We start from the raw sequence: 17,943 nt of genomic DNA, 5'->3' as shown, positions 1-17,943 counted from the left end.
TTAGTTCGGTTGGGCTTTATTCGATATGAGTTTGGCTTTAGTTCAGTATTGTGAAGCTAAGGCTTTGTATCATTGGGTTAAGTTTATACATCTTAACTCAATGCCTTACCGATTAACCTTCAGTCGTGCCGAGCAGTTTAGGCACTAGCGGTTTCTCTGCAATGTCTGCAGGTATGGTTTCTTGGTGCGGCACTTCATCGAAGTGATATTTAAGTAACTTAATATCGAGCTGCTTACTGCCTTTTTCAAAGTGAGTTAACCGCACGGGCAAATACGCTAAGTCAGGCGCCATCCAGAAGAAGGTTTGACGTTTTTTATTGTCACGCACGACTTCAATTTTGACTGTGTCGTAACTGCCGCTGTCGATGTTCATTCGTTCTTTACCGATCACATGAAACTTGTATTCATCGACTTCGTTGTCCTTGACCATCTTATAGTCGAGCACTTCTTTGCCCGCCATCATATCTAGCCTAAATTGCAACTGCACCATAAGAGGATCAAAGATTTTATCATCATAGGGAAACTTGCCTTTTTCATCTTTGTAACGGGTATGAATAAAGCCTTGAGCTTTGGCGAATGCGGTTTGCTCCGTGTAATTAGGCCCGACACCTTGGCGTTGTTGTAAGTAACGCAAAGGACTGAGCTGCGTATCATTTTGAGTAAATTCACTCAAGATGTGACGCACATCGGTTAACAATAATAGGCTGAGATCGCTATCAAAACGATACTTAAACACGCCATCTTCGGCATTGGGTAGCGTGTATTTGGCTTTTCCTAATTCAATGTCTCCATAGTTGACTTGGTATTCGGCCGTCTGCGGTGTTAGCGGCGTTGGCGCTGCCATGGCAAACATACTTTGAGTGAGGACGGTAAAACTCACTAATAATGTGGGAATGGTACGCAAAGAATGCTCCTTGGGTCGCAGGTTTTCACCTTGTATCACTACAGAACGGTCGGTAGTGGTTGATAAAAAAGTGTCGAGTAGCATGCTTACTTACACAGTTCTGGGTCAATCAGTTGAGCATAAATCAATTATTGGATCGACTGTAAGCAGGTTATAGCCGAGGACGACGTTTCTGTAAATAGAGATGTAAATAGTTTATGGATCAATATATTAAACTAAAATGGCATTGCCATGACTAAAGTCACCAGATCCGGGCGCCACTCGTATTCAGACAAATTAATTTTGCCGCAGTTCACTGTTATCCCTTCAATTCTTAATAATTCCATCTGTTCTTGAAAGAAGGTTGAATTTTTCTCGAAGGATATTTTGCCTTGACTATTGAGTACCCTATGCCAAGGGAGTGACAAATGTTCGGGAGCTGCTTTCAGTGCTTTTGACACATAACGCGCTCGTCCCGGTAATCCTGCATAATCGGCAATTTTGCCATAGCTGCTGACTTTACCCTGCGGGATCATGGCGACGATATGCCAGATTTTCGCCATAGGAGACAAGTCCACTGCTTGGGGCTGTTTTCTCGCTACACTCTGTTTATCTTGTTCAAGGTATTGATACAGTGGTGATTTGTCTTTAGGGAACGATGCCATTGAATTGTTAACCCTCAGCTTAATGGTATTGATACCTATCACATTAAATATCTAATCAGTTCAAAGCCTCACAGGTATTTAAATCTCAGGCGCATTGACGCAGAAATCGTTATTCTCTTTTAAGTCAATGCAACACCGGAGTGGGATACCTGTGAGGCTCCCAAAGGGCGGGTTTCAAAACGCTTTATACTGCGTTTAAGGCTTTCGACAGAGCACCACTATGCCTTCAGCCTTCGCCTTGTCTAAAGCGCGTTGAATTCTCGCTGAATGAACAGATATTTAATACGATTGGTATGACTCACAAAGAATCACGCTCAAAAACTTTTGCTTGATGAGCTCACGCTAGTGTAACGGTAAAGCGTGGCTTAGCGGAAGATGTGAGGGTATTTGGCATTTAAAGGATTAAGCACTTCTCGATATTTTTATCGGCTAGCTCGATTACTAACAAAATATTTAAACTGTTTTTAGCTTAAATATTGTGTAAATGGTCAAATAGTCCATAATAGCGCCAATTTTTTTGACTCGATGAGAGAAGATAACTGGCATGGCTGTACTCGATATTCTAACTATTCCCGATGAGCGCCTTAAACGTAAAGCGCAACCTGTAAAAGATATTGAAGCTGTTCAGGGATTTATCGATGATTTAATCGAAACCATGTATCAAACGGACGATGGTATCGGTTTAGCAGCAACTCAAGTCGGCAGTACAGATGCCATTATCGTGATCGATTTATCTGACGGTCGCGACCAGCCTTTAGTGCTGATTAATCCTGAGATTGTTGAAAAGTCAGGTGAGTTCGTCGGTGAAGAAGGTTGTCTGTCTATCCCAGGTTACCGCGCTAAAGTGTCACGTTTTGAAAAGGTTAAAGTGACCGCCTTAGACAGAACGGGCAAAGCTATCGAAATCGAAACCGATGAGTTTTTAGCCATAGTGTTGCAGCACGAAATCGACCATTTGCATGGCAAAGTATTTATCGAACATTTATCCATGCTAAAACAACAAATCGCCCTTAAAAAAGTGCGTAAATACGCTTAACTTTTGACTTAAGTTGTATTTTAGAGAATGGTTGTACCTATTGACTAGCCGCATTTATAGTGCGGCTTTTTTGTTTTTAAAATCTAATCAAAGAAGATTAATGCTGTGATATGTGAACATAACAGCTTGTTTTTACTCTGATGAGTGGATAAGGTAACCCAAAATCTGCATTAGTTGTGGGTTCAGTTTTCATCATTAACAGCAAGTGTATGGATACGGTAGGGAAACAAATGAAACTTAAGGTAATAGCCTGTGGTATAGCCTCATTCGCCATGCTTTCACTGAGTGGTTGTAGTGCATTTTTTAATGGTAATACTACTGAGAAAAATGCGGTATCAAGTAGCTTAGTTGAATATTTATACCCTGATGAGAAGAGTCGCCAAGCCCAGCAGCCATCCTTACCTGTGCTGCGTTTACCTATTACCGTCGGCATCGCTTTCTTGCCTTCGTCCCATTGGCAAGCCGATGCAATTGATAGCCGAACTCAGATGGCATTACTTGATAAGGTGAAAAAATCCTTTGTTAAATATGACTATATCGATCGTATCGAAGTGATCCCAAGTACCTATCTTAAAAATGGTAAAGGTTTTGAAACCTTGCAGCAGGTTGCTCGCCTGCATGATGTTGATGTGATGGCATTGGTTTCTTACGATCAATTGATGCAAAGCCACGAGAACAAATCCGCCATTCTTTATTGGACGATTGTGGGCATGTATTTAATCCCTGGCAATGAAAATGCGATTCAAACCTTTGTTGATACAGCCGTTTTCGATATGCGTAGCCAGAAGATGTTATTTAGGGCGCCAGGTATTAATCAGTTAACTGAGAGTTCAACCGCTGTTGGCGTGACGACAACCCTAAGAGAGAAATCCTACGAGGGCTTTGATCTTGCGGTGAACGACATGATAGTCAATTTAGATGACGAGCTTGCCCGTTTTAAAACTCGGGTTAAGGAAGAGCACGTCGCCACCATAGAACATAAACAAGGTTACAGCGGCGGTGGCAGCTTATCTTTATTAATACTTTCACTATTGGGCATTTTTGCGATGCGCCGTTTAACGATTTGCCGTGAATAAAAAATTAAGCGCAAATTAAGATCGTTAAGGATGAGCAAATTGAAGTTTGCTTTGAATCAAGACGTGAGCAAAAAGTATATAAAGTTGAGCACAGGTTCTGGTTACCAATTTACTTGTAGTTAACGTTTTGATTTTTTTTTAAAGTGGTTTACAGAGGCTGCGGTATTGCGTCGGACACCACTTAAGCGGCGCGATAGATTACGCGTTTAACAAGGAGAAAAATTAAATGGATTTAAATTCACTATTACTGTTTGCAGTTGCTTGCCTTGCTATCAATCTTATCCCTGGACCCGATGTCATCTACATTGTATCTAACACAATGAAAGGGAAAATGATCAGTGGGCTTAAAGCTGCGATGGGTTTAGGTGTGGGTTATTTTGTTCACACGCTTGCTGCTAGCTTGGGATTATCTGCCATCATTCTCAGTTCAGCGTTGGCTTTTAGTATTGTGAAGTGGTTAGGGGCCGCGTATCTAGTGTATTTAGGCATTCAAGCGTTAATATCAATGTGGCGTGGCAATAATAAAATTATGGTTGATAACAATAGCAAACCAAACGGCAACGTAGTTTTCCAAGGCATTGTCGTTAGTGTACTTAATCCTAAAGTCGCTTTATTTTTCCTCTCTTTTTTGCCGCAGTTTATTGACCCGTTAGCGGGTTCAACGTCAATTCAGCTGTTAACCCTTGGTCTTATTTTCAGTTTGTTAGCGACCTTGTGTAACGTCCTTTATGCGTCGGCAGGAAGCAGGGTATTTAGTCGCCCCAATTCCCTGCGTTATTCGAGAGCCTTAGAGGGGATATCAGGTGTGTTGCTTATTGGCTTGGCCAGTAAAGTCATGACCAGTGATAGATAGTGGAATAAGGTCATTTTGTCGAGTAAGACATAAGTCCTCTTTGCTCTGATAGATATGAGCTTTTCAATCTAGCTATGACAAAGATCGCTTTTGATTACGAACAATGATTTTTTATTATGAGTGATGGCACTGACTCCCGTTATAACTTCACAAAATACGGTAGCGCGATGAGTGCTATGCCGATGCAGACGAGTAAGATTAGGTTGCTGACAAAATAAGGGTAGATCATCAGGGTTATCCCAACGACAAGAGGGATGGGGGCCGCTTGGCGTTTGCCATAGGTGAAAAAGCCAAGACCAAAGAGGCTAAAGACTAAACTCCATAGTAATAATGCTGGATTATCAAACATCTTGAGTTCCTAAATGGTTAGCCTAGGTAGGCTTTGACCTTATCACAGCGTCAAACTGGTCAATCGATTACTTAAACTATTGGTTAAACGGCTGCGTCGTTTTATTGAGTCTAATGCTGACTATCCCGTAGCGTAATTAAGCTTTATTCATCTTATTGCTGCGATGTTGCCTTATTTTACTCGTGCTATAGCTCATATAACTCTAAGGGTAAGCCGTCGGGATCGCTAAAGAAGGTGAATTTTCTGCCTGTGTATTCGTTAATGCGGACGGGTTCAACGGTAATGTGATGGCTATGAAGATGTTCGATGGCGGTTTCAATTGATGCTACGCGAAAGGCGAGATGCCTAAGTCCACAGGCTTCGGGATAGCTTGGTCGTTTGGGTGGATTATCGAATGAAAATAACTCAATTTGACTCTTATCGGCCAGTTGTAAATCAAGTTTATAGGACTTACGTGCCTCTCGGAAATGCTCTGCAAGCACGGTAAGGCCAAGAATGGTTACATAAAAGTGTTTGGACTTTTGATAGTCGCTGCAAATAATCGCTGCATGGTGAATGCCGAGTAACATTGCTTTCCTTTGTGATTTTTAATGGTTGATCAAATAAGATAGAAAGGTTTGAGAGTATAACGGTTAAAAAAAGATAGCGTCACAGTTTAGCGTGACGCTATCGGTCGATTTCACTTTTTAGCTCACCTAGGCTTTTTGCTCGTTTAATCTTCCAGCTCGAATATGGCTGAAGACAGCGGTGCAAGTTGCATCTGAACTTGTCCTTCACCTAGTTTGACAACCAACTGTGCTTTATTGTCTTCCAGCAAATCCTTAAGTGAATAGGTACCATCCGTTAATTGCCATTGGTCGATAAGTGGCTTTGGTAACTTAAGGGATAATGGCTTTGCTTGAGTTTGATTAAAGTTATTCACAATAATCAGTTTTTGGCTCGTTTTATTGGTCGTATCTTCCTCAAAGCGCTCAAAGCGCACAAAGGCAAAAGTGCTGTCATCATAACCCGTTGCACTGCCATGAGTATCCATTGTGGCGGTTTGTGCGCTGCGGTTGGCGGCATCGAGCGAGTAATACTCTCCTAAGAGCGCAGGTACATTTTTACCTGTGCTTAGGTTCAGTAATTTTTGATAATAAGCCCGCAAAGTGACTTCCTTTAGGGTTGATTGTCCACCATCAAACTTGCCATTGTTCATCCAGCGCTGATGGGCGGGGACGCCAACATAGTCAAAAATACTGGTGCGTGATGCATGACCAAATCCTGGGTTGTCGATGGCGGCTTCTCCCACTTCTTGGCCAAAATACACTAACGTCGGTGAAGTACCTATTGTTGCCGACACTACCATAGCGGGTAGGGCATAGTGTGGATTAACGGCTTGGGTTGCCGTGGGCTTATTTGTGTGTAGCGCTGCTAAAAATGCTGCATTACCAATACGTTGCTCGTCGTGGTTTTCTAAAAAGTGCAGCATGTGAGATTCAATATCCTGCACTTTTTCCTGATCTGCCGCGATATTAGCTGTGCTGGTTTTACCCGCCATCACGGCTTTTAGGGTGTCGTAAAGATCGACCTTATCGTACAGATAATCCATTTTGCCAAGTTGGATATAATCTCGATACAGCTTGGGGTTATAGACCTCGGCCAAGATAAAGGCATCGGGATTTGTGTGTTTTATCTGGCTGTTGAGATAGCTCCAAAACTCCACTGGTACCATTTCGGCCATATCATAGCGAAAGCCATCGACCCCTTTCGCTAGCCAGTACTGCGCAATTTGATTGAATTTAATCCAAGAGCTTGGGAGCTCGGCTAAGTGTTGTTGCCAAAAAGCGTAATGCTGCGCCTGCGTTAAAGTGGCGAAATTGGCTGGCAGGCGAGGGAAGTCATACGTGCCATCGGGGCGTACGCCGTAATTGATTTTGACTGTTTCGTACCAATCATTGGCATCAGGCTTGGCTAAGCGTGAGCCATTGCCAGTCCATTTTGCGGGAAATTCGTTGAATTTGCCTTCACTTAATGGGTGAGCTTCTCCGCCCAGCGGTTTAAGATTTGCGGGTAAGCTTGGCACTTCAAAGGCATGCGCTTTTCCCTTTTTCCTCTCGAAGCCATTATTAACATCAACTTTATCAACGACATAATAGAAGTTGTTGTTTTTGGCGTATTCCATGCCTGTATCATCATCTTCGCCAAAATCGCGCACGCCTTGGGGTTTACTCACGGATTGATAATGGCGCGCCACATGGTTTGGCACTATATCGATAATCACCTTTAAGCCGTGGTGATGGGTACGGGCAATGAGCGCTTCGAACTCGGCTAAACGGTTGGCGGGATTGACCGCCAGATCTGGGTTGACGTTGTAGTAATCTTTGACTGCGTAGGGTGAGCCCGCACGGCCTTTTACCACATCGGGATCATCTGCACTCACGCCAATCGCGCTGTAATCACCAATCAATGCATGGTGGGGAACGCCAGTGTACCACACATGGGTAACGCCTAGGTCCTTGATACTATTGAGTGCAATATCGTCGATATCATTAAACTTGCCGACGCCATTGTCGGCAATCGTGCCCCAAGGTTTGTTGGTTGGATTTTTATTGCCATAAAGGCGAGTAAAGATTTGATACACCACAGGTTTAAACGTCATAACCTCACTCTCAGACTTTGGCAGTAACTCATTATCAAGCGCCTGCGTCGATGTATTTGCATTGGGCGAGAAGCTAAAAAGCGAGGCAGTTAATAAAGAGGCACTGAATAGAGCGTTTAAACATAAGCTGAGTGATGACTGTCGGCGCTGCTGGGTTTTTGCCGCTTTGGTTATAAGTAAAGCCACTATGGGAAATTTAGCCTCTTCAGGGCACTGAGTCACTCGGGAATAGATAGGCGATAAAAAGCTCAAGACTGAATTCCTTTTAGGGTTGAGTTTTTGATTGGGTGAGTTGTTTGAGCCTGAGTTAAATCGCTAGCTGAGTAACTCATGTGATTAGAGGTCTGACGGCTAGGTAAGCCAGTATTTAGCTGCGGTCTTGCTTTAAACTCAAGTATAGTGACCCCTGCGTGGGGCAATGCTAGCGCTTGATTGAGTGAAACTGTGTTGCCACTGATGATATCTGTAGCGGCGCGGTTATCGCCAAGTACACTGGCAAAGCGGTTTACATCTAGCGTGACTGCTTTGTCATTTTTATTGTAAATCACCATGACTTTATCGGCTAAGGGCTGAGTACAGGCATTGTGTTGGGTTTGAGAATTGTGTTGAGTTAGTGACTTAAGTGCTTCGGCTTTCTGTTCAGCTGATAATGGATCATTTAATAAGCAGCGAAATTGCACATAGATGCCATCCTGCGGCACAAAGTGCAGTAAATCGCCCGATTGCAGCGCAGGGGATTGTTTACGGTAATTCAGTAGGGTACGGATAAATTGCTGCGCTTGTCGTTGAGGTTCACTCAGTCCTTGGCCGGTAAAGGCATTCGTGGCATTGTTGGCAAACCCGCCGGGAAAATCACTGCGTACAACGCCATCGTGACGGCCCTCGGTTGGGCTTGTCATCAACACTTCTGTACCGTAGAACAGCTGTGGAATGCGTTTGGCGGTCAGCACATAGGTGAGGGCCATCTTGTATAAGTCTATATTTTCTTTAACTAAACTGAAGATACGATTGGTGTCGTGATTGCCTTCAAATAGCACTAGCTTACTAGGTTCTGCATACACAACATCGTTGGCTAAAATCTCGTAAAGCTTGATAAAACCCGTATCCCAGCTTTCTGGCTCATTAAGGCTGGCAATCAATTTTTCATATAGCGGGAAGTCCATCAAACTGGGTAAATCTGAGGTATAGCCATCGGCATTGATTTTGCCCTTTTGCCAATAGGACACTGTGATGGGGTTTGCGGTCCATTCTTCGCCAACAATATTAAAATTTGGGTACTCAGCCATTACGGCCTTAGACCATTTAGCGAGAAACCCTTTGTCGGCGTAGGAGTAAGTATCTTCACGTATCCCCGAAAGTCCTGCGTACTCGACCCACCAAATACTGTTTTGGATAAGATAGGTTGCCAGTTTTGGATTGCTTTGATTTAGATCTGGCATAGTGTCGGTAAACCAGCCGTCGACAAAATCAATATGATCTTGCGCTGCCGCGTAGGGATCTTGCACTGTAGTGCGCCTATGGCTGGTGAAACGGGGGCTGGTAACGCTGGATGTGATAGCGCTGGATTTAGCATCGGCAGACTGAGTCAAATTAGGCTTGGATTCTTGATTCTTTAGCTGCGTTTTTGTGGCATCGTTCAGCCAGTCATGGCTGGGTAAATCGTTGAGCCACCAATGGTTAGAGCCGATATGATTCACCACAACATCTTTAATCACCCCTAGGCCAAGTTTGTTAGCCTTAGCGACTAAGGCTTTATAATCCTCGTTGCTGCCAAAGCGGGGATCGACGCGGTATAAATTGGTAATTGAGTAACCGTGGTATGAATACTGGGCTTGATTATTCTCAAGCAGTGGATTGATCCATAACTGAGTCACGCCAAGTTTTGCCAGATAATCTAAGTGCTGGCTGATCCCTGCGATATCGCCGCCATGGCGAGCATCGGGATAATAGGGGTTGCTGGAATTGCTAGGAGAGTTAGCCGCGACTTGCTCTAACATATCGGCTTGATTGTCATTACTCGTGTCGCCATTGGCGAATCGGTCCGGCGTGATAAGGTAAATCACATCCTTATTGCTAAATCCTTGGCGCTCACGGCTACCTTTAGCGCGCCCTTGCAACGTATAGGGCAGGCGATAAAGAGGTTTATTGGCTTTTGAAGCAGAGTCAGTGCTTGAAATCACTAGTTCAAAGGTTTGCGGCGCAGCTTGACTCAGATCTAAATTGATAAACAAATAGTGAGGGTTATCAGTATGCTCAAGGCTTTTGAGTGTGATGCCTTTTCCTTGTATATCAACTTTAATCTGTTGCGGTAAGCTTGGAAGTTTGCGGCTATACAGCATCAGCTGTAACTCAGGATTGTGCATTCCCGCCCACCAAAAAGCGGGTTCAAGCTTAACGTCCGTCGATATATCTGGCTCAAAGGTGTTTGCATAGGCCGTATTAAATGAAGAGCAAACCAAGCATAAATAAAGCGCAATCATTAGGTTTTGACGGATCATAATGTAAGCCTTTTAAAGAGAAAGAAGTAAAACGTGCTGGCATGATGAATGTTAGAAATGCTGAAATCTGCATAAGCAAAAGCCTGCTTCTTAATTGAAGCAGGCTTTATTTGGGGTAGTTTATAAAGAGTAACTTAACCCTAGGAAGTACTGTCTACCGAAGTATTGGATTGTTCCTGTTTGATGTTCTTCACCAAAATAGGTTTTGTTCGGCTCATCGGTTAAGTTATTAATTTGGAATAAGAACTTAAGTCCATTTTCCAGTGCGTATGAAGCTTGATAATCCACAATTGTTTCGGCATCGAAGAAAGCAAGTTGTGATTCAACTGCCACTTGTTCTGAAACATAGCTACTACGATATCTCATGCTGACGCGAGTATCGAAACCATCCAGAGTATAGAACAAGGTGGTGTTGAGTACGCTTTCTGATAACCCTGGTAATGGAATGGTTAAGTTTGAACCACTTAAATCTGTGGTAAATTCCACTTCACTGTCTGAATACGAGTAGCTGCCAGTGAAGCCAAGACCGCTGAGTGGCGAGGGTAGGAAATCAAATATTTGGGTATAACCTAACTCAACACCACGAATGTAGCCGCCATTGTCGTTGTTGATTGCAGTTTGATATTGACCTTCATCTTTTACTACTGGGAATTCAACACCATTATCGATAATAGTATCGGGGACGATAAATCCATTACCTTCAAAATCAAATGGTTGGATTGTAAAGTTGTTGATAAAGGATTTAATATCTTTGTAGAACAAGGCTACGACAACCGCACCTTCAGAATCTTCAAAATAGTGCTCGTAAGATAAGTCGTATTGATCTGCATAGAACGGATCGAGTAGAGGACTGGTGTTACCCCAAGCATTGTACTTTTTGTATCCCGGTGTAGCAGAATCGTCATACCAAGATCCCATGCCTGACTTTAGCTTGTCGATTGGAGGACGTGACATCACAGAGGCTGCAGCAAAGCGCAGTTGATCATTTTCAGTGAGGTGGAAAGTTAAGTTGAGTGACGGTAAATAATCGGTATAGGTTTTACCTATCTCGTTACGGATATAATCGGTACTGATCACGCCAAGTTCATCAGTAATCGCTTCACCTAGGCCATAGCCAACTTGTTGTAGACCTTTACTGCTTTGATCTGTTTGAACAACACGCACGCCCACGTTACCCGTGACTTTCATATCGCCTAAGTCAAACTCGAGATTACCTTGGACATAGCCAGCTAATACATCTTCATTGACCGAACCGCTTTGGATCATGGTCCAGTTATTAGACCAATTGGCTGTCGGGGTGAAAGGGGATTGTCCTGTTGCCGCTAACTGTGCGTTAATCAGCTCAATGGCTTTGTTAAAATCAACGGAAAGGAAGCTAGGGTAACCAGATAATTCACCGCCAAAGTTGACGACATTTGTCATGTCAGTGTTCATTTGAAGCACGGGCTGGTTAGTTGGGTTTTTACCAAATTCAAAACCATAACCTGCTTGTGAACGTTGCGCATTAAACTCACGTTCTGAGTAGCGCAGACCAAAATCAACTGAAGTTAAGAAACCAGAATCTAACACATAGTTAAAGTCTAACTTGTAGGCGACAAGATCGTTTTGTTGATCGTATGGCCACATACCCACTTCTTTTAAACCCAAAGTCGCCGTATCTGTATAGTCGTGTGAAAAACTGACATCCGCAGGATTCAATCCATGTAGTCTATAGGTGATTGATTCTGCTGAGCGTACTTCATTACCTATATCATCATATAGAACGGCACGCGTACCACCGTTGACGAACTCGCCATCGGCTTTTGAATAGCTCACATCACCTGCGATAGTCAAGGCGCCGCCATTATTCCACTCAATATTGACTGAGCCTGATGTCAGTTCTGAATATTTTGAGTCGTTATCGTTAATCACAAAAACAGCAAAGTTATCATTGCCAGTGGTTGATATGGTTCCACCAGTAATAGAGCCATTTTCGACAACGGGATCACTGAAAGTACCATTTTTTAATGACTTGACTCGGAAGCCTCTAGCAAAGTTTTCGGAAGTGAATTTTGAATGGAATAAATCACTTTTCACACTAAGATTGTCTGTAGGTTGCCAATGGATAGCCGCCATATAACCATCGCGAGTATCATCACCACCTTTTTGCTGCAGTTCAAAACCTTCACTGTTTGATTCTAAAATATTATCGCCATTGACATCTTGTTTACCGTCATTGAAACGTAAACCAATGAATTGACTGGCAACATAAGGTTGGTACAAATGGGCATAGCCTAGCGCCACACCGAGTGTATCTTCAAGGAATTTGCCTTGATAGGCAAAGCTAAGACGGTTGCCATATTGATCGGCATCGGAAATCTCATCCGCTCTGTCATTAAAACTGCCGCGAGCATTGATATTAAATGATTGGTCTTTGTCGCTTTTTAAGGGATCTGCGGTTTTTAATTCTACCGTACCGGCGACGCCACCTTCAATCAGCGAGGCTTTTGGTGTTTTATAGACGGCGGCTTGACTAATTAATTCGGATGGATATTGGTCAAACTCAATCGCGCGTTTACCGCCCGTTGTCACTTGTTCGTGTCCATTAAGTGTTGCAAAGACGAAATCACCATCAAGACCTCGAATATTGAGGCCGCTTGCTTGTCCACCAGTGCGCACTGCGGTCACGCCTGGTAAGCGAGTCAGTGCATCAGCGATTGACTGATCGGGAAGGGCGCCAAGATCATCTGCTGAAATCGATTCAGAGACGGTATCTCCAAAGCGTTTATCATTTAGTGATTTGATGACACTGGTTCTAAAGCCTTTAACTTCAATAACCTCAATAGCAGCTTCTTTTGCTTTTGCTTCCTTATCTGTGGTCACTTCATCTGCCGCATAGGAGTGCATACTGGCACCTGCGGCGATGAGCGCTAAGGTTAGCAAACTGGGTTTAAATCGCATCATATCTCTCTTCCCCTTGGAGTCGCTTTATCGCTTTGTAGAGCGTTTTATCGTTATCACCGCGTTATTTTTGCGGCCTTTTTTTGGTATATGGGCGCTTAATTGACTGCATAAGTGCTGCGTTTATGACCAAATTGTTATGCAACGGTGAAGATACTACTCCCGAGTTTCTTAGCTGAACAACAGAGTGCATACGTATTCAATACCTAGCAGAGTTAAGAATAGACTGTGATAGAGGGTGAACTCAGGGAATAAAATGATTTTATTTTGCAATCAAGTGACTGTTAATAAAAAGTAAATTTCATTGTGATGTCATGTGACTATTGGCTGCATCTTCTGCATACGTATGCAGGTGTATTGAACCTTATTTCCCTCTTCACGTATGCTCGGTAACACAAAAGAAGCCGCGATGACTTTACTCTGCAGTAACAAAACGATAACTGTTTGCTTGAGTGTGTCAGGGAAAGTTCGCTGTAGAATAATGATAAAAGGGGCAACAATGAGTGAGTTAACGTGGTGGCGTGGTGCAGTGATTTACCAAATTTATCCGCGTAGCCTTTTAGATACTAATGGTGACGGCGTCGGGGATTTACGCGGCATTATCATAAAGCTGGATTACATTGCGAGTCTCAATGTCGATGCCATCTGGATTTCACCTTTCTTTAAATCTCCTATGGCAGATTTTGGCTACGACATCAGTGATTACCGCGAAGTTGACCCTCTTTTTGGCACTATGCATGATTTCGATGAATTGATTGAAAAAGCCCACGGTTTAGGTATTAAGGTCATTATTGATCAAGTATTAAGTCATACCTCGGACCAACATGCGTGGTTTATTGAGAGCCGCGAGAACCGTTCGAATCCCAAGGCGGATTGGTATGTGTGGGCCGATCCTAAGGAAGACGGTACAGCGCCTAACAACTGGCTCGCGATTTTTGGCGGTTGTGCTTGGGAGTGGGAACCGCGCAGACAGCAATACTATTTACATAACTTCCTGCGTAGTCAGCCCGATATTAATTTCCATCATCCCGAAGTGCGCCAAGCTGTGCTGGATAACGTTGAATTTTGGCTTAAAAAGGGGGTAGATGGCTTCCGCTTAGATGCCATTACCTTCTGTTATCACGATGAACTGCTCAGGGATAATCCGCCAAAGCCTAAGGATAAACGTCAGGGCCGTGGTTTCAGTGAAGATAACCCTTACGCTTATCAATACCATTACTACAATAATGACCGTCCGCAAACCATCGCTTTTATTGAAGATTTACGAAAGCTCATCAATCGCTATCCAGGAGCGGTGACCTTAGGCGAAGTCTCTGCCGAAGATTCTTTGGCTGTAATGGCTGCCTACACTAAGGGCGAAGATCGCCTGCATATGGCATACAGTTTTGAGTTGCTTACTGATGATTACAGCGCAAGTTATATTCGCCAAACCGTAGAGGCTTTGGAAGCGAGCATAGGTGATGGCTGGCCATGTTGGGCTATCGGCAATCATGATGTGCAGCGTGTAGCGAGTCGTTGGGGGCAAGGTAAGCTGAATTCAGACATGGTCAAAATGCTCAATGCCATGCTAAGTTCGCTGCGCGGCAGTATATGTAGTTATCAAGGTGAAGAACTCGGTCTAACCGAGGCGCCAATTGAATACCATGAGCTGCAAGATCCCTTTGGCAAAACATTTTGGCCTATGTTTAAGGGGCGTGATGGTTGCCGTACGCCAATGCCGTGGCAGCAAGGCGCTGACTTTATTGGCTTTAGTGATGTTTCTCCTTGGCTGCCAATTCCACCTGCGCACCAAGCGTTAGCTGTGGATGTACAAGAATCTGATGCTGATTCTATGCTCAATGGTTATCGACGTTTTCTGGCTTGGCGTAAGTTACACCCAGTGTTAGTTGAAGGTGATATTAAATTTGTTGATACAAAGGAGCCCATTTTGGCCTTTGTTCGCACCTTAGGCGATATCAAAGTGTTTGTGGGATTCAATTTAGGTGATACCGAGGTCGAGTTTGATTTCTCTGCATTTGAAATCAGTGAGTCGCTGACGGGACATGGCCTTAAAACCGCACAAATAGAACACAATCAGCTGAAGTTTTCGGCATTTACCAGCTTTTATGCAGTGTTAAAGTGAAAATGATTCATTTTTATTCGGTTGAAGTGTTATAGATACGGGATCCCAAGCCCACAGTTTGATATAAACCCGCCCACGGGCACCATGGGGAATGTAACCTTAATTAGTTCCTGATAATAAAAACATACAGAGAGAATAACTATGGCGTCATCAATTAATACCGGTAGCTACACGAGCAGCACTGGCGAAAATGGGTCGGGCAGTTATCGTTTTGCCTTGATCTCATTGACTTCACTGTTTTTTATGTGGGGTTTCATCACTTGCTTGAACGATATTCTGATCCCGCATCTTAAAGCTGTGTTTTCACTGAATTATACTCAAGCTATGTTGATCCAGTTTTGTTTCTTCGGTGCTTATTTTCTAGTCTCAATCCCTGCGGGTAACTTAGTGAAAAAGCTGGGTTATCAAAAGGGAATTGTTACTGGTCTCGTGATTGCAAGTATTGGTTGTGCGCTGTTTTATCCTGCGGCGGCCCTCGCTACTTACAACTTGTTCCTCGGTGCATTATTTGTTTTGGCATCAGGCATCACAATCCTGCAAGTGGCAGCCAATCCTTATGTCAATGCCTTAGGCAGTCGCGAAACTGCGTCGAGTCGTTTGAACTTAACGCAAGCGTTCAACGCCTTAGGCACAACGGTTGCACCGTTTTTTGGTGCTATGTTAATTCTTTCTGTTGTCAGTTCAGTATCAGGCGATTTAGCCCAAGCGAGCGCTGAAGCAGAAGTGGTTAAACTGCCATACCTGTTACTTTCTGGCGCCTTGGCAATTTTAGCGCTGATTTTTGCGAAGTTAGATTTACCTGTGATCCGTGAGCATGATGAAAGTGTTCAAGGTGAAGTTCAGACCCATCTAGGTAAAACCAGTGCCTTACAAAGCAAGCACTTAGTGCTCGGTGCTGTGGGTATTTTCGTGTATGTCGGCGCAGAAGTGTCTATCGGTAGCTTTTTAGTTAGCTTCTTAGGTGAAAGCCATATAGCGGGTATGCCAGAAGCCGAAGCCGCCCATTACATCGCCTATTATTGGGGCGGCGCTATGGTGGGACGTTTCATTGGCTCTGTGGTGATGCAAAAAGTACCAGCAGGCTCAGTGCTTGCATTTAATGCTTTTATGGCGGCGCTACTTGTGGTTGCAGCGATGACAACCAGTGGCAGCATTGCCATGTGGGCAATCCTTGGGGTGGGATTATTTAACTCGATTATGTTCCCAACGATCTTCAGCTTAGCGCTTCGTGATTTAGGTCCACACACTTCACAGGGCAGTGGCATTCTGTGTTTGGCGATTGTGGGCGGCGCGATTTTGCCTTTATTCCAAGGCATGTTAGCGGATAATCTTGGCGTTCAGCTCGCCTTTATTCTGCCCGTGATTTGTTATGGTTTTATCCTGTTCTACGGGGCTAAAGGCTCAAAAATGTAATGGGTTAAACTGACTGTGGCAAAAAAGCGATCTTAGGATCGCTTTTTTTTATGGCTTTAACCTTAACTCGGCGCCAGCGCGCTTGCGTATTAAGGCCTGACCTCCTATGATCCTCCGGTTTTATCATTCATGGTGACCTTTTAAATGTTGAATTCTCCGCTTTCTGCCAGCTCGAACGAATTAGTGATCAGTATCTTAACTATGGTGCTGAGCCAAGGAAAACCCTTAGATCGGGCCTATTCTCAGCATTTTTCTGGGTTGCAATTAGTACCCGCCGAGCAGGCGCGTATCGCATTGACGACGGGTGATATCCTACGTCGTTTAAATCTATATTGTTATCTGGCGGAAATCAGCCCAGATGAGATGGAGCGTTTTGGCTCTAAATTGCTTAATGCCTGGCATTTATTCCATGGGCTTGAATTGCCTAAAATGCAATATTCGTTGCAAGTTGATGAGGCGCGTTTAGCTGAGCGCACCGAGCAAGCGAAAACTAAGCCTGTGTTGTGGGACGGTTGCCCTGAGTGGCTCGATGTTATGGGCCGTGAGCAACTAGGTGAGTCTTGGGAAAAAGAGCGCGCCGCGTTAAGTACAGCGCCGAAACGTTTTTTACGCGCTAATAGCCTTAAGGTGACTCGTGATGAACTGGCCGCTAAACTTGCCGCTGAGTTTGTGAGCACGCTCTGTGTTGATGGGGTTGATTCCGCCCTTGAAGTGACCTCCGATTCAGCCTTGTTCCGTACCCAAAGCTTTAAAGATGGCTTATTCGAGCAGCAGGATGCGGGCTCTCAGCGCGTAGCTGCGGCGCTTGATGCCAAGCCGGGGATGAAAGTTATTGATGCTTGCGCGGGTGCTGGCGGCAAAACTTTACATATAGCTGCACAAATGCAGGGTAAAGGACGCTTGTTGGCCATGGATGTGGAGCAATGGAAACTCGACAAACTTAAGGAGCGTGCCCGTCGTAATGGGGCACACAATGTCGAAACCCGTGTTATCGCCAGCAGTAAAACCATTAAACGCTTAAAGCTCAGTGCCGATAGGGTATTGCTTGATGTGCCTTGCTCTGGTTTGGGTGTATTAAAGCGTAATCCCGATGCAAAATGGCGTGATACCGTAGAGCGTTTACCCGTGTTAATGGAACTGCAAAAACACATTTTGAACAGTTACAGCCGCATGGTCAAAGTCGGTGGCATAGTCGTCTATGCGACTTGTTCTATCTTCCCTTGCGAGAACCGCGGTCAAGTGGATGCGTTTTTAGCCGAGAACCCCAACTTTCGCCTGATTGAGGATGAAAGTATCAGCCCAGCCGATAGCGGCTTTGATGGCTTTTACCTTGCCAAACTTGAACGTATTCAAGAATAAAGCATTGCTTTTTAGACTAAAGTAAACCTTTTACCGCGCAGGTAAAGGGTTTACTTAATTAACATTAGTGCCTAGAATTTCTTATAAGTTATAAATATTTAACATTGT

At 44.0% G+C, this 17,943-nt stretch carries 13 protein-coding genes; 6 read left to right on the top strand and 7 right to left on the bottom strand.

The annotated features are described in order from the left end of the window. Positions 1-112: 112 nt before the first annotated feature. Both KFE26_RS12490 and KFE26_RS12485 read right to left on the bottom strand, forming a co-directional pair. Positions 113-904, bottom strand: a complete 792-nt coding sequence (locus tag KFE26_RS12490) for a DUF3108 domain-containing protein (RefSeq protein ID WP_212600584.1) — start codon at positions 902-904, stop codon at positions 113-115. Positions 905-1,119: 215 nt separating this feature from the next. Further along, positions 1,120-1,548 carry an MGMT family protein gene (locus KFE26_RS12485; protein WP_212600583.1) on the bottom strand — a complete coding sequence of 143 codons (429 nt, stop codon included), beginning with the start codon at positions 1,546-1,548 and terminating at the stop codon, positions 1,120-1,122. A 544-nt stretch (positions 1,549-2,092) separates the two neighbouring features. Between KFE26_RS12485 and def the strand changes: the two genes are divergently transcribed. From def to KFE26_RS12470, 3 genes are all read left to right on the top strand, one after another. Continuing rightward, entirely contained in the window at positions 2,093-2,584 is a 492-nt protein-coding gene (gene def, locus KFE26_RS12480) for a peptide deformylase (protein ID WP_212600582.1), read from the top strand. A gap of 230 nt (positions 2,585-2,814) precedes the next feature. After that, positions 2,815-3,660, top strand: a complete 846-nt coding sequence (gene rhlP, locus KFE26_RS12475) for a rhombotarget lipoprotein (RefSeq protein ID WP_212600581.1) — start codon at positions 2,815-2,817, stop codon at positions 3,658-3,660. A gap of 226 nt (positions 3,661-3,886) precedes the next feature. Next, positions 3,887-4,513, top strand: coding sequence for a LysE family translocator (locus tag KFE26_RS12470; protein ID WP_212600580.1), 627 nt, complete (start codon positions 3,887-3,889; stop codon positions 4,511-4,513). A gap of 139 nt (positions 4,514-4,652) precedes the next feature. On the opposite strand, the gene KFE26_RS12465 is transcribed toward KFE26_RS12470, so the two are convergent. From KFE26_RS12465 to KFE26_RS12445, 5 genes are all read right to left on the bottom strand, one after another. Next, the gene (locus KFE26_RS12465; RefSeq protein WP_212600579.1) at positions 4,653-4,862 is read right to left on the bottom strand and encodes a hypothetical protein; all 210 of its coding nucleotides are present in this window, start codon (positions 4,860-4,862) and stop codon (positions 4,653-4,655) included. A gap of 185 nt (positions 4,863-5,047) precedes the next feature. Further along, complete coding sequence (locus tag KFE26_RS12460; RefSeq protein WP_212600578.1) at positions 5,048-5,431, bottom strand: VOC family protein; 384 nt, start codon at positions 5,429-5,431, stop codon at positions 5,048-5,050. A gap of 143 nt (positions 5,432-5,574) precedes the next feature. Further along, positions 5,575-7,755 carry an alpha-amylase family protein gene (locus tag KFE26_RS12455; protein WP_212600577.1) on the bottom strand — a complete coding sequence of 727 codons (2,181 nt, stop codon included), beginning with the start codon at positions 7,753-7,755 and terminating at the stop codon, positions 5,575-5,577. Next, complete coding sequence (locus KFE26_RS12450) at positions 7,752-10,001, bottom strand: glycoside hydrolase family 13 protein (protein ID WP_249195712.1); 2,250 nt, start codon at positions 9,999-10,001, stop codon at positions 7,752-7,754. The genes KFE26_RS12455 and KFE26_RS12450 overlap by 4 nt, the downstream gene beginning before the upstream one ends. A gap of 120 nt (positions 10,002-10,121) precedes the next feature. Then, the gene (locus KFE26_RS12445) at positions 10,122-12,944 is read right to left on the bottom strand and encodes a TonB-dependent receptor (protein WP_212600576.1); all 2,823 of its coding nucleotides are present in this window, start codon (positions 12,942-12,944) and stop codon (positions 10,122-10,124) included. 496 nt (positions 12,945-13,440) lie between these two features. Between KFE26_RS12445 and KFE26_RS12440 the strand changes: the two genes are divergently transcribed. The 3 genes from KFE26_RS12440 (at position 13,441) to KFE26_RS12430 (ending at position 17,835) form a co-directional block, all read left to right on the top strand. Further along, positions 13,441-15,063 carry an alpha-glucosidase gene (locus KFE26_RS12440; RefSeq protein WP_212600575.1) on the top strand — a complete coding sequence of 541 codons (1,623 nt, stop codon included), beginning with the start codon at positions 13,441-13,443 and terminating at the stop codon, positions 15,061-15,063. Positions 15,064-15,204: 141 nt separating this feature from the next. Further along, positions 15,205-16,476, top strand: a complete 1,272-nt coding sequence (locus KFE26_RS12435; protein ID WP_212600574.1) for a sugar MFS transporter — start codon at positions 15,205-15,207, stop codon at positions 16,474-16,476. Positions 16,477-16,620: 144 nt separating this feature from the next. Then, on the top strand, positions 16,621-17,835 hold the full coding sequence (locus KFE26_RS12430; RefSeq protein WP_212600573.1) for an RsmB/NOP family class I SAM-dependent RNA methyltransferase: 1,215 nt from the start codon (positions 16,621-16,623) through the stop codon (positions 17,833-17,835). Positions 17,836-17,943 lie beyond the last annotated feature (108 nt).

It is taken from the genome of Shewanella sp. M16, assembly GCF_018224605.1.
GTDB lineage: Bacteria > Pseudomonadota > Gammaproteobacteria > Enterobacterales > Shewanellaceae > Shewanella > Shewanella oncorhynchi.
Note: the sequence above shows the minus strand (reverse complement) of the source record. Positions and strands in the feature narration are given on the sequence as shown.

Coding starts and splice junctions, on each gene's coding strand:
- rhlP (WP_212600581.1), top strand. CDS start 2,815: ATGAAACTTAAGGTAATAGCCTGTGGTATAGCCTCATTCGCCATGCTT.
- KFE26_RS12430 (WP_212600573.1), top strand. CDS start 16,621: ATGTTGAATTCTCCGCTTTCTGCCAGCTCGAACGAATTAGTGATCAGT.
- def (WP_212600582.1), top strand. CDS start 2,093: ATGGCTGTACTCGATATTCTAACTATTCCCGATGAGCGCCTTAAACGT.
- KFE26_RS12435 (WP_212600574.1), top strand. CDS start 15,205: ATGGCGTCATCAATTAATACCGGTAGCTACACGAGCAGCACTGGCGAA.
- KFE26_RS12445 (WP_212600576.1), bottom strand. CDS start 12,944: ATGATGCGATTTAAACCCAGTTTGCTAACCTTAGCGCTCATCGCCGCA.
- KFE26_RS12470 (WP_212600580.1), top strand. CDS start 3,887: ATGGATTTAAATTCACTATTACTGTTTGCAGTTGCTTGCCTTGCTATC.
- KFE26_RS12460 (WP_212600578.1), bottom strand. CDS start 5,431: ATGTTACTCGGCATTCACCATGCAGCGATTATTTGCAGCGACTATCAA.
- KFE26_RS12450 (WP_249195712.1), bottom strand. CDS start 10,001: ATGATCCGTCAAAACCTAATGATTGCGCTTTATTTATGCTTGGTTTGC.
- KFE26_RS12465 (WP_212600579.1), bottom strand. CDS start 4,862: ATGTTTGATAATCCAGCATTATTACTATGGAGTTTAGTCTTTAGCCTC.
- KFE26_RS12440 (WP_212600575.1), top strand. CDS start 13,441: ATGAGTGAGTTAACGTGGTGGCGTGGTGCAGTGATTTACCAAATTTAT.
- KFE26_RS12485 (WP_212600583.1), bottom strand. CDS start 1,548: ATGGCATCGTTCCCTAAAGACAAATCACCACTGTATCAATACCTTGAA.